Below are 14,919 nucleotides of genomic sequence, written 5' to 3'. Positions count from 1 at the left end.
CCCTCGCAATGGGGCCCGGTATACGGCCATCGATATCTCAGCTAACGCTCTCGAGCCGTATCGCCTCGCGCTGGTAGTCGAGAAGATCGCTCAGGGTTTGCCGCGCCGAAATTTGCGGCGTCCAGTTCGTCGCCTTGTGGAATTTTCCGGTATCGGGAATCTGCAATGTGACGTCCGACGGCCGCAACCGCTTCGGATCGACCTTGTGCTCGATCGGCACGCGCGCCAACGATTTCAGGGTCTCCAGGATGTCCCCCACCGTCATCGTTTCGTTGCCGCCGATGTTGTAGACCTCTCCGCTCGGACAATGGTCGAGCAACAGCTTGTAGGCCCGCACCGCATCGCGCACATCCGCGAGCGTACGCACGCTGTCGAGATTTCCGACCAGCACCGGACCGCTCTTCTTGTTCGCCTCGATCTCCGCAATCTGGCGCGCAAACGAGCTTTCCGCAAAGACGTCGCCCCGACGCGGACCGGTGTGGGTGAACATGCGGGTTCGCACCAGGTCGAGTTGATACGACAGCCCGTATTGAAAGGCGATCAGATCCTCGCCGACCTTGGAGACCGCATAGGGGCTCGCAGGACGAAGCGGCGCCTTTTCCGTGATCGGGATTTCCTCGGGCCTGACCTGCCCATAGACCTCGGACGACGAGCAGATATGGACGCGCGGATTGATCCCAACGATCCGGATCGCATCCAGCAGATTGCACGTGCCGACGATGTTGCTGTTCAGGGTGTCCGCAGGCGCGACGAAGCTCATGTCGACGTAGGACTGCGCCGCCAGGTGATGGATGCGATCAGGCTTCACATTGCGCAACAGCACCACCATGGAGTTCAGGTCGCGCAAATCGCCCTGATGCAGTCTGATCTGCGACAAAATGCCCTTGATGTTGCGCAGCGGACTCCGCCACCTCACCAGCCCGTGGACTTCGATCTCGGGAAATGTCGACAGGAAATATTCCGCCAGATGGCTCCCCACCATCCCCGTAATGCCGGTAATCAATACCTTCATGATTTCATGCGGACGTTCCGCCGTCTCTTTGCGAAATAATGGGATTGTGGATGGGCCACCAGATTTTCAGCTCGGGATCGTTCCACAGCAACGTGAATTGCGAGGAACGATCATAGGTTGTGGTCTGTTTGTAGTGGAACATCGCCGATTCAGTCAACACGACGTGGCCATTGCCAAACCCCGGTGGAACCAGCACCTGCTCGCGGTCCCGGTCCGAGAGCGTAAATGCGGTCCACTGCCGGTACTGCGGCGAGTCAGGAATGTTGTTGACCACCACCAGATAGAATGCGCCGTGAAGACACGAAACCAATTTCGCCGTCTTCCGGTCGCCGTGAATGCCCCTCAGGACATGCTGCCGCGAAACCGAAATATCGTCCTGGATGAAATCATAGGAAATGCCGCCGGCCTTGTACGCCGGCTCGTTGTAGAGCTCGACATATTGACCACGAAAGTCCTCGAATACGGTGAGCGGCTCCACGACAAGCACGCCATCCAGCGGGGTTTTTCGTATCCTCGGCGGCAAATCGGCCGTCATCTTAAACACCATTATTGCGCGTGACGTTGATTATAGCTACGTTTCGAAACCGCGCAAACTCGAAGTTGCTTTGCAACCAAAGGTGAAATCATAACTCGTGAAGCGCTCATCACCGTCGGCGGTCTAGGTAGCCGGCTCCGTACATTCATCGGTAATCGACCAAAGCCCCTGGCTGAAGTCTCCGGCCGGCCATTCATCACATCCCCGCTCGAGCAACTGTCGCGCTTTGGCTTCCGGCGCGCCGCTTGTGTCGGACAATCCGGACCAGTTTCCTCCCCCGGTGCCCGGTGAAAGACAATATGACCGACGTCGTCGCGGCAAATCTTCCTGCAAGCACCACCCGGCCCGCGCGCAATGTGCTGATCACCGGCGCGCGCAGCGGCCTCGGACATTCCGCGCATCGCGCGCTCGGCGGAATCGCCTTTGTGCGCGGGATGTCGATCGACGATCCCTTGATCCGCGCTGCAGCGCCGTTCGATGCCATCATCCATTGCGCAGTCAACGCCGCAAAGGACGTCTCGATGAAGACGGCCTACGGCTACATGGCCGACAACTTCCTGCTGACGCAGCAACTGGTCGACATTCCGCATCGCAAGTTCATTTTCGTGTCGACACTGGCGGTCTATCCGCCGACCGGCCGCGCCATCCGCGAGGACGAAGACATCGACCTGCTTCCGCTCGCCGGCCCCTATGCTTTTACAAAACTGTTTTCCGATCTTTATGTGCGGGAACACGCAACCGCGCCCCTGATCCTGCGCACGACGACCCTGCTCGGCCCTTCGATTCGCCCCAGCACGGTTCACCGGGCACTGACCCAAAGGGATTGCCAGCTGTTCCTGGCGCCAACCGCGCGCTACAATTTCGTGATGCACGACGACATCATCGAGTTCATGGTCCAGGCTATGGATTGCGGCCATACCGGTGCGTTCAACCTGGGATCGGAGGGCCTGGTCCACCTGTCCAGCATCGTCGATCAACTTGGCCTCTCGGTGCGCTACGGCGAATATCCGTACGACATCGGGCCGGTCGACAGCCGCAAAGCCGGCGCGCTGCATCCCGCCTTTGCCCGCCCGTCCTGGCAGACGCTGAACAGGTATATCGACTGGCTCGGTCCAGCCTATGTCGGCACCGGCCGGCTGCAGGGACCTTAATGCTCGAAGACATGTCGTGACGTGAGATCCCGCATGCATTTCAGGCAACTTCCCGTAGGTGTCCGCGGTCTGCGGCACTCACTAGACGCGCCCCTGATCCGCAGTGTAGATAAAACCAGCTGCGAGATCCGGCTGACCTTTCATCCGCGACACCCCAGGCAAGCATAATGGCGGACATCAAGACACAGAAGCACGATGCGATCGTGCTTTCGAGCCAAAGCGAGAAGGACCTGCAGCTCAAATTCGTTGAGATGCTCAAGCAGGCGCCGTTGCCGGAGGACGAGCTCCTCGCCAATCTCGGTCTGTTTCTATCCTCGAAATCGCTTTCGCGGATTCTGTTCTTCTATGAAATCTACCGCAAGATCATCAACACCCATGGTGTGGTGATGGAGTTCGGCGTTCGCTGGGGCCAGACCCTTTCGCTGCTGTCGGCGCTGCGCGGAATTTTCGAGCCGTTCAACCGGCACCGCAAGATCATCGGCTTCGATACGTTCGCCGGCTTCAAGGGCATGAGCGACAAGGACGGCAAGCTCTGCAAGACCACCGACGGGTCATTCTCGGTCAGCGACAATTATCAGCAGTATCTCGGCGAGGTACTTGCGCTGCAGGAAGCGCTGAACCCGATCTCGCATCTGAAGAAATTCGAGCTGGTGCAGGGCGACGCGACGGAAACGATCCCGGCCTATCTGAAGCGCCAGCCGGAAACGCTGGTGTCGCTCGCGATCTTCGATTTCGACATCTACCAGCCGACCAAGGCGGCGCTCGAAGCAATCAAGCCGCATCTGTTCAGGGGCAGCGTCCTCGTGTTCGACGAACTCGCAGATGACATCTTCCCCGGCGAGACGATAGCGTTGCGCGAGGTGTTCGACGTCACCAACCTCAGAGTGGAGCGAATGCCGATGACGGCGCGCGTATCCTACGTGGTGCTTTGATGAACGACGATATCTGCAGGAAGATCCGGTCGGAAATCCTCAACATCTCGCACAAGAGCGGACACGGCCATATTCCGACGTCGTTCTCGATCGTGGAAATGCTGACTGCCGTCTACCAGACCATGCGGCACGATCCCAAGCGGCCCGACATGCCGGAGCGCGATCTGTTCGTCCTGAGCAAGGGGCACGCCTCGCTCGGCTACTATTGCACCCTCGCCGCGCACGGCTATTTCAGCTTCGAAGATGTCTACGGGTTCGGCGCGTTCGACTCCCGGTTCGGCTGCCACCCCGATCGCACCAAGGTTCCCGGTGTCGAGGCCTCGACCGGTTCGCTCGGCCACGGGATCGGCATCGCGGTCGGCATGGCGCTGGCCGCGAAGATCGCCGGCACGACGCGCAAGGTCTACACCCTGATCGGCGATGGCGAATCCAATGAAGGCAGCGTCTGGGAAGCCATCATGGTCGCGGTCAACACCAAGCTCGATAATCTGACGGTCCTGTACGACAACAACCAGTCACAGGGACGCTGCCTGCCGATCATGAACCCGGCCGAGCGCTTTCGTGCATTTGGCTGCGACGTAGCGGAGATGCACGGCCATGATCTGTCGGCAATCAAGCAGGCGCTCGCCAGGCCGACCGACCGGGTCCGCGTCGTCGTCTGCAACACCGTGAAGGGTTATGGTTGCCAAACCCTCTCCGAGAACGTCTACGAATGGCATCGCCGCGCGCCGAAACCGGACGAACTGAATAAGCTTCAAGAGGAGCTCCATGCGGGCGCAATTTAAGAACACCGTCTCGGAGCTGGCCGCGCAGGACGACAGCATCGTCATCGTGCTCGGCGACATCAGCGTCTACATGTTCAAGGACTTTTGGGAGAAGCACCCGAACCGGTTCTACAACATGGGTATCTGCGAAAACACGCTGGTCAGCGTCACCGCGGGCCTGAGTTCGCAGGGCTTCAACCCGTTCGTGCACACGATCTGCCCCTTCCTGACCGATCGCAGCCTCGAGCAAATCAAGCTCGACATGTGCTACAACAATTTCGCCGGCAACATCGTGACCTGCGGCGCCACCTTCGATTACGCCTGGGACGGCGCCACCCATCATGCCTATACCGATCTTGCGTCGTTGCGCATGCTGCCGAACATGGAGGTCCTCCACCTCGGCTCCAAGCGGGAAGTCGACGCGCTGATCCGGTCGCAATACAAGAGCCCGCGGCCGACCTATTACCGGCTGTCGGATCATCCGCACACGATCGAGACCAATACCGAATTCGGCAAGGGCACGGTGCTGAAGAACGAAGGCGCGCCGCTGACCGTGATGACCGCAGGCCCGATCCTCACCAACGTGATGGAGGCGTGCCGCGACCTGCCGGTCAACCTCGTCTATTTCCATACCCTGAAGCCGATCGACAAGGCGCTGATCGAGCAGTTCCGCGATACCGAGATCCTGGTCGTCCATGACGCCTACGGACTTTACGAAGCGATTTCCGAAGTCCCGGCCCTGCGCATGCGCTATCACGGCCTGCCGGATGCATTCTGCGGCTGGTACGGGACCGTGCACGACATCCGCAAGCGCATCGGCCTGGATCCAGCTTCGATCCGGGCTGCTGTCCAGACGTTGCTCGAGGACCGCTCGCAGGCAGCGCGGCCTCGCTGAACACCGACGGAGACCACCGCGCCCGGTTGCGCTGACGGGTTGTTGAGCCGCTGATGTTTTTTCAACGCCGCCTTTCTCTGGTGACCGGAGGAGCCGGGTTTATCGGCACCCACCTCGCCCAGGCACTGCTGAATGCAGGCGGCCGCGTGCGCCTTGCCGTTCACCAGCGTGCACCGATCATTTCCGATCCCGGCGTGGAGACCGTCCATGGCGATCTTGCCAACCCGCAGGATTGCCTCAGGGCGATGCAGGGCGTGCAACTGGTCTTCCACGCGGCCGGCGCGGTGTCCGGCGCCGGCGGGTCCCCGGAAGACGCCATGGCCGGGATCGTCAAGAACCTGAATTTGACGGCACAGGTGCTGCACGCCGCCTGGGCGGCCAAGGTCGAGCGCATCCTGATCTTCAGCAGCAGCACGGTCTATCCCGCTACCGATCACCCGGTCCGGGAAGACGAGTTGCACGAACAACCGCCGCACCCGTCCTATCTCGGCTATGGCCGGATGCGTCGCTATTTCGAACACCTCGCCGAATTCGTCGCCAGCCGATCGACAGTCAAGGTCGCGCTGGTGCGACCGACCGCGGTCTATGGCCCGCATGATGATTTCGACCCGAGCCGCAGCCACGTCATTCCCGCGCTGGTGCGCAGGGCCGTCGAAAAGGCCAAGCCTTTCGAGGTGTGGGGAAGCGGTAATGAAATGCGCGATTTCCTCCACGTCGAGGATTTCGCGCGCGGCTGTCTGCTCGCGATCGAAAAGCATGCGGTCTGCGATCCCATCAATATCGGATATGGGTCGGCCGTTTCGATTCGTCAGGTGGTCGAGACCATCCTGAACGCGGCAGGACACGACGTCCTCCCGCACTTCGATTCATCCAAGCCGACGACGATCCCGATCCGGACGGTCGACACATCAAAGGCCCGGCGCGTGCTCGGATTTGAGCCACAGATCCCGATCGAGGCCGGATTGAGCGACCTCGTCCGGTGGTACGCCGCGCAGGCGGCGAGCTAGCCCGACGCGACGACCGCTCAGACCGGCCGCCAGATCGTCTGCGAATAGCCTTCGTGCAGGAGGCTGCCGAATTCCACGCGGTGTTCCTTGAGGATTTCGATGCGCCCTTCCCCCTGCAAGGCATGAAGCGCGCGCGGCATTCCATGCAGGAAGTTGCGGATCGCGTGCCCGCGCATGGCCAGATGATCTATGAAATTGGCGGGGTCATACCATTCGTAGATCGGCTCGACGAAAACACACAGCTTGGGGCGCTTCGCGAGCAGGAACTCGACAAAGGCACCGAACGAATCCGACACCTGTTCGAGTGCGGCAAACGTGTAGACGACACTGTTGCGCGGAATTTCAATATCGTAGTCGGGCTTGTAGAAGTCGAACAGGCGCCCTTCGGTGTTCCAGCCGCGCAGTTTCTTCATGTTGTTGATGATCTCGCAGGACGGTTCGGCCCAGTCGAGACCCGTGATTTTCTTGTCCGGAAACATCTGCGCGAACACGCTGACGTGGCCACCGGAGCCGCATCCGAATTCGAAGATCTGCTCGCTGTCCGCCATATAAGTGCGGAACAGCCATTCCTGATACACCTTGCGCCAGTTCTGCTCGAAGTTCGGTTCGACCGGCTGGGCGTACCGCCGGTACAGCCGGACCGGCATGTTCGGTCGAACATATTTCGGCGCCAGCGCGTCGACATCACCCTTGCTGGTCACGAAATCAGTGAGGTTCTCGCCCCATCCCTTGACCCAGCGCGACTTGTCGCCGGGGACGACGATCGAAAACTCCTTGCGGCGGATACGTTCGAGCAAGCCGGTCACGACATCGTCGAGTTGCTCGCCCTCGATCCAGTCATATCGCCAGTCGCATCGCGCGATCTCGGCGAGGCAGCCTGGCGGCAGTTGATCCTCCGGATGTCCCAGAAGCCGCGCGAAGTCTCTCGTCTCAAGCGAATGGCTCGTCATGGGCCCGATATTGTCCATCTAGAAAATTGCATAAATGAAGGGCGCGACCGCGGAGCCTTTCGACAATACCAGCAGCGAGCCGAACAGCAGCATCATGATGAAGATCGGCAATAGCCAGAACTTCTTCCGTACCCGCAGGAACATCCAGAATTCGCTCAGAAACGAGAGCATGTCCAACCCCAGAAGCGATGATGCATCGAGTCCGGGCAGGACGCCGACAGCCTTCGCGGTGATCAACAAGTACCGCGAAACTATTGCATGTCTCAGGTCGATCCGGAACAGATTTTAGCGGCCGTGATTTGCCACCTCCGATAGTCCAGGGGCATGCAGGCCCCGGCGCTAGTGGAAGGATGGAAGCCCCAGCGAAATATTCCGTTTCTCGGCCGCGCCGGCCGCCAGATAGTGCTCGATTCCGGACCGGAACATCTTGCTGACGATTGCGTTTCGTACGTCACCGTAGGGGATGGTGTAACCTTCTTCATCCCAGCCTGAGAACCCGCCTCGCCGGTTCTCAAGCGCACCGACCTTCATATAGTGCTCCTCGCCGCTGCCATACTTGCCGGCCTTCACCTCCGCGGCGACGTCGGGGTTTGCCGCCAGATAGGTTTCCTCGATCCATCGCATGGGCAATCCCTTGCGGCGTCCCTCCGCCCGTCCCTGCTTGACGTAGTGCTCATATCCGCTCGCCAAGGCCCCCGAGCGGATCAAGGCGGCGACGTCCGGATTGTCTTCGAGATACGCTTTCTCGTTCCAGCTGGGAAACCCGCTGTGGCGGAACTGAAGAAAGCCGACGGCCCGGTAATGCTCGAAACCGTTCTTGAACTTGCCCTCCGAGATCAAGGCCGCCACGTCCGAATTGGCCGACAAATAGGCTGCTTCCTTCCAATCATGCGGCGTTCCCGGGATATGGCTTTGCCGCCAGTCCGGCAGCGCCTTTCCCGCATAGAGAACGCGCACGATCTCGTCCGCCATCCGGCCGGCCATCATCTCGCCTCCGGTGCTCAGCTCGAAAGATTCGTACTTCATGTGCGCGAGATCGTCGAAGACCTGTTCGCGGGTAAACATCAAACTCAAATCGACATAATGGTATGACGGGTTGCGCTCGGCCGCAGCCTGCAGTTTCGAACGCACGACCGGATAGACATCGTCCATCCATTTCAGCAACGAGGGCTCCGTCCTCTTGATGACCTCCTTGTCGGCCTCACCGACGATCTTGTGCTGGAGGGAGAAATAAGGCTGCAGAAATCCCACGAACTTCGCGCCCGCACCTTCCGCGAGATACGACATCGCCAGCTGGTTGCCGATGTAACCATCGAGACGCTCGGGGTTTGCCGTGGAATAGCCCTCGCTCGTGGGTGCGTACCGCTTGCCGGTCTCGCCCTGGAACGGATGCTGAGCCTGAGGCGCGCCGAGCAATCGCGAGGCCAGGCGAACCAGCGCAGAACCGGCTGCGAGTTGTTGCAGGACACCTTGCTGCTGTATCTTTCCGGTTCGCGGATCGAACACCTTGGCCATATCGACCTGCGTCTTGTAATACAGCGAGTGCTTGAAAAGACCTTCTCCGAACCGCAAGACGGTTCGGTCGTCCAGCACAAGTATATCGTTGATCCCGTTCAGCGAGGTCACGACGTCGGGCCGGAATTGCATGGCATCGTGCGCCAGAGTGCCGAGAGATACGCTCGAGAAGCCGGCACCGACCGATGTGTTGATGACCTCCCACTCCTCGTCCGTCCTGAGTTCGAGCGCCCGCTTGAGCTCGCCTCCGAGAGAGGCTTCCTCGCGACACCCCCAGCAGGAAAACCCGACACTGTCGCCGAGCAGGATCGCGCGTCTGACCGATTTGCTACGCTCGACCTTGGGCTCCGGACCGCGCCAACCCCAGCTGTTGATGACGACCGGCACCCAATTGCCGAGTTCGTAGCGGAATCCGGGCGTGTTGCGAAATCCGGCCCACGGATGGTAGGCGCCGTATTGATTTTGGACCGTGATCTTCGTCGTCTCTGGAACCGGAGGGGCGACCGAACGCGCCCACCATTCACCGATCACCAGGCAGACGATGGTTAGCAGAACAGTATTCCCGACGATCAGCGACGTCGTTCGCAAAAACGTTCCCAGCGTGGTCAAATGCCGCACCGCCCACATCACCTTCCATGAAAAAGACCGATAGATTCGAAATAAGGCTTGCCGCCATTGCGCATGTCAATCCCCGGTCGCCGGCAGGCAGTGGACGCCGCCCGTGTGAACCGCTACAGGTTGCATTATTGCTCTCCTCGCCGGGATAGTGGATATGAATAACGGGTCGCCATTGGGCCAGAGCCGCGTCAGACTCTTCGTGTCCGGCGCACTGACCGTCATCCTGACCCTGTTGATATGCACCGCCGCAGCCGAGGGCTTGCTCCGGTTGAAGAACGCCTCGATGCGGAACTACGACATCGAGATGTGGCGCTATAGCCGCGAGCTTAAATTCGCCAGCGAGCTTGCCGTCCTCGGGCACGAGCACCAGCCGAATACAAGGGCGACGTTGCAATCGGTCGACATACGCACCAATGCCTGGGGACTTCGCGGCGGTGCCGTGAGTGAGACCCCTGCCCCGGGTCGCCGACGCGTTTTGATGCTCGGCAGCTCGATTGCCCTCGGTTGGGGCGTGCCGGAGGAAAGCGTCGTATCCAGTGTGCTGCAGGCAAAATTCGAGGCCACAGGACAAGACGTCGAGATCCTCAATGCCGGCATCGGCAACTACAATACCGAGCGCTACGTCGAACGGTTTCTCCACCGGCTGACGCCGCTCAAGCCGACCGAACTGCTGGTTCTTGCCTTCGTCAGGGATGGTGAGCCGCTCGAGCAAGGCGGTGGAAATTTCCTGCTGCGCAACAACCAGCTCGCCTTGACCGTCTGGACTGTCGTCAATCGCGTGTTTGGCGAGAGCGGCGAGAAAAATCTCATCGCGCACTATCGGCGGATTTATGCGCCGGGTTCATCCGCGGTGACCAGAATGAATGCGGAATTCGCCAAACTCGCCACCTATGCGCGAGAGCACCGCATCCGCGTCACGCTCGCGATGGTACCGGACATCCATAATCTCGATCACTACCCACTTCAGTTTGTCCACGCCATCTTCAGCAAGACGGCCCGCGACAATGGCTTCGCCTACGTGGACCTGCTTCCCGCGCTCAATGGAATAGCTTCCAGTGACATCTGGGCGATGCCCGGCGACCCTCACCCGAACGCACGAGGGCACGCACTGATGGCAGACGCGATCTATCCGGTTCTTGCCTCGGGCGCCACGCCTCCTTCCAAGGAAGAATGACAGGTGCTGTTCAGCTCGCCCGTCTTCATCCTTTTCTTCGCCTGCTATTTGACCCTGCATTGGCTCACCCCGAGGCATCTTCGCATCTACACGATGATCGCAGGCAGTGCAGTGTTCTATGGGTATTGGAACTGGGCCTACGCGGGCCTGCCGTTCCTTCTCACGCTGGCGACATTCATCGCAACACGTTGGACGACATCGGTTGACCCGAAATACCGCAGATGGCGGCTCGGCATCAGCGTGCTCATTCTTCTCACGCCGCTGCTGTTCTTCAAATATACCAACTTCATCTGGAATGACGTGGTCGGCGCCGTGAGCCGTCTGGCCGGCGTTGCAAACGATGAAAGATTGCTGAGCCTCGGGCTGCCCCTCGGCATTTCGTTCGTCACCTTCACGCTCATTGCCTACCTGGTCGATGTTTCAACGGACACGTATCCGCACCGCGCATCGCTTCGCTGGCTGCTCGGATATGTGCTGTTCTTTCCTCATCTGATTGCCGGGCCGATTCTGCGTCCGCACGAACTGATCCCGCAACTGCATCGGCAAATGCCGATCCTGCGCCGGAATATATTGCCGGGCCTCGCGCTGTTCACGGTCGGCCTCATCAAGAAGCTGGTGTTTGCCGACCCGATCGGATCGGTCGTCACCGAAATCTACGCCCGGCCGGCCGGGCTCGGCACGGCCGAATATCTGTTCGCGCTCTATGGCTATTCGGTGCAGATCTATTGCGATTTCAGCGGCTATACCGATATGGCGATCGGCCTCGCACGGCTGGTCGGCGTACGCTTGCCGGGCAATTTCCGCCGCCCCTATCTAGCGACCTCGATCGGCGATTTCTGGCGGCGCTGGCATATCACGCTGTCCCATTGGCTGCGCGACTACGTCTATATCCCCCTCGGCGGAAGCAGGGACGGCGACGTCAAGACTTTGCGTAATGTCCTGCTGACCATGGCATTGGGCGGCCTGTGGCATGGCGCCAACTGGACGTTCCTGGTCTGGGGCGTCCTGCACGGGCTGGGCGTGGCGGCGAACCGGCTCCAGGAGCGGCTGTCGTTACGCGGATTGAAGCCGCCTCGATGGGTTCTCATTCTGCTGACCTTTCACATCGTGGCCCTGCTCTGGGTCTTCTTCCGGGCACAGGATTTTGGTTCGGCCCTCACCATACTCTCGGGTTGTCTTTTCTCCTGGTCGTTCGCCAACGCATCGACGTTCCTCACGGCGCATGCGTTCGAGCTCGCGTTGATCGTCGGCTTCTTTCTGCTTCACCCATGGGATGACGCGCGCCGCGTTCGCATTGCCGCGCGGAAGGCCCCTCCGCTCGTGGTCTGCACCGTCATGGCGGTCGCGTGCGTTCTGGCCTATGCGATTGGCTCGCAGAGCTCGGGCCAATTCATCTATTTCGAGTTCTAGCGCTCGTTTGAATTTGGATGCCAGGTCAATCCAACGCGCCACGTCGCCGCAGATATTGCACGATCCGGTCGGCGAGCTGTTCGGCGCTCTCGGCCGATGTATCGAGAGTCAATTCCGAATTCTCGGGGCGCTCATAGGGCGAGTCGATGCCGGTGAAATTGCGAAATTCGCCGCGCCTGGCCTTGCGATAGAGTCCCTTCGGATCGCGCTGCTCGCAGATTTCGACCGGCGTATCGACGAATATTTCGACGAATTCGCCTTCCGCCACGATCGCACGCGCCATCCGTCGTTCAGCGCGGAACGGCGAGATCAACGCAACCAGCGTGATCAGGCCGGCATCGACAAAAAGCTTGGCCGTCTCCGCGACGCGGCGGACGTTTTCCACCCGGTCAGCTTCCGTGAAGCCGAGGTCCCGGTTCAATCCCTGACGAACATTGTCGCCATCGAGCAGGTACGTTCGCTTGCCCAGCGCGTAAAGCTTCCGTTCGAGCAAGTTCGCGATTGCCGATTTGCCCGCGCCTGACAACCCCGTGAACCAGAGAATGATGGGACGCTGGCCGTTCAACTGCGCGCGTGCAGCCTTGGTGACGTCGAAATCGGCGTGGTGAATATTGGCGGAGCGGTTGAGGCCGAAGCGGATCATGCCGGCCCCGACCGTCTCGTTGGTCAACCGGTCGATCAGGACAAAACCGCCGGTCGTGCGGTTCTCCTGATATGGGTCGACCGCGATCGGCTCGACCGTCGCAATATTGACGTAGGCGATTTCATTGAGCTCGAGCTGCCTGGCTGCCAAATGCGCGAAATTCGCAACATCGACGCGGTATTTCAGAGTTGTGACCGTGGCACCGACTGTTCGGCTGCCGCACTTCAACAAATAGCTGCGCCCGGGAAGCAAGGGGGCCTCCGACATCCAGACGAGGTCGCAGGCGAACGCGTCGGCGACCTGGAGCGGTTTGTCCGGGGTGGCGAGCACGTCCCCGCGCGAAACGTCGATATCGTCGGCCAGCAACACGGTGACGGCATCGCCCGCACCGACCCGCGCCAGGTCGCCATCCATCGACACGATCCGCTCAATTCGCGTGCGAACATTGGTCCGGCTGACCAGGACTTCGTCGCCGGGCCGCAATTCGCCGGAGGCCACTGTTCCGGCATAGCCGCGAAAGGCCGCATCCGGCCGATTGACCCACTGCACCGGCATCCGGAACGGCCTCTGCGGCGCATCAGGATTGATCTCGACGGCCTCGAGCTGCGCCAGCAGCGTCGGCCCGTCATACCAGGCCATGCGCTCGCTACGCCGCGTGACATTGTCGCCCTGCACCGCGGAGGTCGGTATCGCCACGACGCTCCGAAAGTGAAGCGACGCGGAAAACCGCGCAAAGACGTCGCGGATGCGATTGAAAACGCTCTCCTCGAAATTGACGAGGTCCATCTTGTTGACGGCGAGGATGATATCCCGGATGCCAAGCAATGCGCAGATGAAGCTGTGCCGCTGGGTCTGCTCCAGCATTTCCTTGCCGGCATCCACGAGCAGAACCGCCAGATCCGCGTTCGACGCCCCCGTCACCATGTTGCGGGTATAATGCAGATGACCGGGCGTATCGGCGATGATGAAACGCCGGCGCGGCGTCGCGAAGTGATGATAGCCGACATCGATCGTGATGCCCTGTTCGCGCTCGGCCTGCAGCCCGTCGAGCAACAGCGCAGCGTCGAGGGCATCGCCGGTCGTTCCCACAACCTTCGAATCCCGCTCCAGCGCCTGCCGGCGGTCCTCGAACACCGCGCCGCAATCGAGCAACAGCCGTCCGATCAATGTCGACTTGCCGTCATCAACCGAGCCACAGGTGATGAGGCGCAGCAAATCGCGCTGGACCGGGTCCGCACTCAGGCCTGACGGCGGTTTCGATTTCGGATCAGAAATAGCCTTCACGCTTCTTTCTTTCCATCGATCCGGCCTGGTCGAAATCGATCAGCCGGCCCTGCCGCTCCGACGTCGAGGCCGTCTCCAGCTCGCGCACGATATCGCCGACCGTCGTGGCACTGGATTCGATCGCACCGGTCAGCGGATAACAGCCCAGCGTGCGGAAACGGACGGCAACCTCCTGCACCACCTCGTCGGCCCCGATCGGCAGCCGCGCGTCATCGACCATGATGAGATTTCCGCCGCGCCTTACCACCGACCGTCGTGCCGCAAGGTACAGGGGGACGACCGGAATATCCTCATACTCGATGTAGCGCCAGACATCGAGCTCGGTCCAATTGGACAGCGGAAAGACGCGAATGGACTCCCCCGGAGCAATGCGGCAGTTGAAGACGTTCCACAATTCCGGACGCTGGTTTCTCGGGTCCCAGACATGGTTTTTCGAGCGAAACGAGAACACGCGCTCCTTGGACCGGCTCAGCTCCTCGTCGCGGCGCGCCCCACCGAACGCAGCATCGAACCCATGCGCCGTCAGCGCTTGCTTCAATGCGTCGGTCTTCATCACGCCGGTATAGGCGGCCGAGCCGTGCTGGATCGGGTTGATGCCTTGCTCGACCCCTGCGCGATTGACGTGGACGATCAGCTCGAGCCCAAGACGCTCTGCGGTTTCGTCGCGAAACCGGATCATGTCGCGGAATTTCCAGGTGGTGTCGACATGCAGCAGCGGGAACGGCAGCTTCGCCGGGTAGAACGCCTTGCGCGCCAGATGCAGCATGACCGAAGAGTCCTTGCCGATCGAATAGAGCATGACCGGCTTGCGGCACTCGGCGACGACTTCACGAAGAATGAAAATCGCTTCCGCTTCCAGGCGATGCAGATCGGCGGGCAAATGTGTCATCACCGACATCCGCCCTCGCCCAAGCGGAAGCAGTCGGGACATTCAGCTCGTGCAAGGGATATCAGGAGCATGTCGAGACCTTGCCACACGATCGCAAAACAGACCAGTATGCCTTCCCAGTGGATTTCCGGCGGCATCAC

The 14,919-nt window shown here is 60.5% G+C and carries 14 protein-coding genes; 7 read left to right on the top strand and 7 right to left on the bottom strand.

The features are described 5' to 3' along the window. Positions 1-37: 37 nt before the first annotated feature. Positions 38-1,012, bottom strand: coding sequence for a GDP-mannose 4,6-dehydratase (locus tag JQ635_RS06830; protein ID WP_211409108.1), 975 nt, complete (start codon positions 1,010-1,012; stop codon positions 38-40). Between the two features lie 4 nt (positions 1,013-1,016). After that, on the bottom strand, positions 1,017-1,547 hold the full coding sequence (locus JQ635_RS06825) for a dTDP-4-dehydrorhamnose 3,5-epimerase family protein (RefSeq protein ID WP_211409107.1): 531 nt from the start codon (positions 1,545-1,547) through the stop codon (positions 1,017-1,019). A gap of 299 nt (positions 1,548-1,846) precedes the next feature. Here JQ635_RS06825 and JQ635_RS06820 point away from each other — a divergent pair, with 299 nt between their 5' ends. The 5 genes from JQ635_RS06820 (at position 1,847) to JQ635_RS06800 (ending at position 6,296) form a co-directional block, all read left to right on the top strand. Continuing rightward, entirely contained in the window at positions 1,847-2,698 is an 852-nt protein-coding gene (locus JQ635_RS06820; protein ID WP_211409106.1) for an NAD-dependent epimerase/dehydratase family protein, read from the top strand. Between the two features lie 167 nt (positions 2,699-2,865). Further along, a complete protein-coding gene (locus JQ635_RS06815) occupies positions 2,866-3,630 on the top strand; it encodes a hypothetical protein (protein WP_211409105.1) in 765 nt (254 codons plus the stop codon). Beyond that, on the top strand, positions 3,630-4,415 hold the full coding sequence (locus tag JQ635_RS06810) for a transketolase (protein WP_211409104.1): 786 nt from the start codon (positions 3,630-3,632) through the stop codon (positions 4,413-4,415). Before JQ635_RS06815 ends, JQ635_RS06810 begins: the two co-directional genes overlap by 1 nt. Further along, positions 4,399-5,289: a transketolase family protein gene (locus JQ635_RS06805; protein WP_211409103.1), complete on the top strand. Its 891-nt coding sequence runs from the start codon at positions 4,399-4,401 to the stop codon at positions 5,287-5,289. Before JQ635_RS06810 ends, JQ635_RS06805 begins: the two co-directional genes overlap by 17 nt. 53 nt (positions 5,290-5,342) lie before the next feature. Further along, entirely contained in the window at positions 5,343-6,296 is a 954-nt protein-coding gene (locus tag JQ635_RS06800) for an NAD-dependent epimerase/dehydratase family protein (protein ID WP_211409102.1), read from the top strand. Positions 6,297-6,313: 17 nt separating this feature from the next. On the opposite strand, the gene JQ635_RS06795 is transcribed toward JQ635_RS06800, so the two are convergent. From JQ635_RS06795 to JQ635_RS06785, 3 genes are all read right to left on the bottom strand, one after another. Beyond that, entirely contained in the window at positions 6,314-7,246 is a 933-nt protein-coding gene (locus tag JQ635_RS06795) for a class I SAM-dependent methyltransferase (protein WP_211409101.1), read from the bottom strand. Between the two features lie 18 nt (positions 7,247-7,264). Further along, entirely contained in the window at positions 7,265-7,417 is a 153-nt protein-coding gene (locus JQ635_RS06790; protein WP_092183768.1) for a DUF5989 family protein, read from the bottom strand. Between the two features lie 168 nt (positions 7,418-7,585). Then, complete coding sequence (locus JQ635_RS06785; RefSeq protein ID WP_211409100.1) at positions 7,586-9,370, bottom strand: SGNH/GDSL hydrolase family protein; 1,785 nt, start codon at positions 9,368-9,370, stop codon at positions 7,586-7,588. A 163-nt stretch (positions 9,371-9,533) separates the two neighbouring features. Between JQ635_RS06785 and JQ635_RS06780 the strand changes: the two genes are divergently transcribed. Next, positions 9,534-10,553, top strand: coding sequence for an SGNH/GDSL hydrolase family protein (locus JQ635_RS06780; protein WP_211409099.1), 1,020 nt, complete (start codon positions 9,534-9,536; stop codon positions 10,551-10,553). 3 nt (positions 10,554-10,556) lie between these two features. Then, positions 10,557-11,963: an MBOAT family O-acyltransferase gene (locus tag JQ635_RS06775; RefSeq protein ID WP_211409098.1), complete on the top strand. Its 1,407-nt coding sequence runs from the start codon at positions 10,557-10,559 to the stop codon at positions 11,961-11,963. 25 nt (positions 11,964-11,988) lie between these two features. Here the strand turns inward: JQ635_RS06775 and cysN are convergent, their stop codons facing one another. Beyond that, positions 11,989-13,890 carry a sulfate adenylyltransferase subunit CysN gene (gene cysN, locus JQ635_RS06770; protein WP_211409097.1) on the bottom strand — a complete coding sequence of 634 codons (1,902 nt, stop codon included), beginning with the start codon at positions 13,888-13,890 and terminating at the stop codon, positions 11,989-11,991. Next, positions 13,874-14,779: a sulfate adenylyltransferase subunit CysD gene (cysD, locus tag JQ635_RS06765; protein ID WP_211409096.1), complete on the bottom strand. Its 906-nt coding sequence runs from the start codon at positions 14,777-14,779 to the stop codon at positions 13,874-13,876. Before cysD ends, cysN begins: the two co-directional genes overlap by 17 nt. Positions 14,780-14,919: the final 140 nt, after the last annotated feature.

Origin of the sequence: Bradyrhizobium iriomotense (assembly GCF_018130765.1) — a bacterium.
Lineage (GTDB): Bacteria > Pseudomonadota > Alphaproteobacteria > Rhizobiales > Xanthobacteraceae > Bradyrhizobium > Bradyrhizobium iriomotense_A.
Note: the sequence above shows the minus strand (reverse complement) of the source record. Positions and strands in the feature narration are given on the sequence as shown.

Excerpts from the sequence above, each read along its gene's own strand:
- JQ635_RS06800 (WP_211409102.1), top strand. The coding sequence starts at position 5,343 with ATGTTTTTTCAACGCCGCCTTTCTCTGGTGACCGGAGGAGCCGGGTTT.
- JQ635_RS06780 (WP_211409099.1), top strand. The coding sequence starts at position 9,534 with ATGAATAACGGGTCGCCATTGGGCCAGAGCCGCGTCAGACTCTTCGTG.
- cysD (WP_211409096.1), bottom strand. The coding sequence starts at position 14,779 with ATGACACATTTGCCCGCCGATCTGCATCGCCTGGAAGCGGAAGCGATT.
- JQ635_RS06820 (WP_211409106.1), top strand. The coding sequence starts at position 1,847 with ATGACCGACGTCGTCGCGGCAAATCTTCCTGCAAGCACCACCCGGCCC.
- JQ635_RS06810 (WP_211409104.1), top strand. The coding sequence starts at position 3,630 with ATGAACGACGATATCTGCAGGAAGATCCGGTCGGAAATCCTCAACATC.
- JQ635_RS06830 (WP_211409108.1), bottom strand. The coding sequence starts at position 1,012 with ATGAAGGTATTGATTACCGGCATTACGGGGATGGTGGGGAGCCATCTG.
- JQ635_RS06790 (WP_092183768.1), bottom strand. The coding sequence starts at position 7,417 with ATGCTCTCGTTTCTGAGCGAATTCTGGATGTTCCTGCGGGTACGGAAG.
- JQ635_RS06825 (WP_211409107.1), bottom strand. The coding sequence starts at position 1,547 with ATGACGGCCGATTTGCCGCCGAGGATACGAAAAACCCCGCTGGATGGC.
- JQ635_RS06805 (WP_211409103.1), top strand. The coding sequence starts at position 4,399 with ATGCGGGCGCAATTTAAGAACACCGTCTCGGAGCTGGCCGCGCAGGAC.
- JQ635_RS06815 (WP_211409105.1), top strand. The coding sequence starts at position 2,866 with ATGGCGGACATCAAGACACAGAAGCACGATGCGATCGTGCTTTCGAGC.
- JQ635_RS06795 (WP_211409101.1), bottom strand. The coding sequence starts at position 7,246 with ATGACGAGCCATTCGCTTGAGACGAGAGACTTCGCGCGGCTTCTGGGA.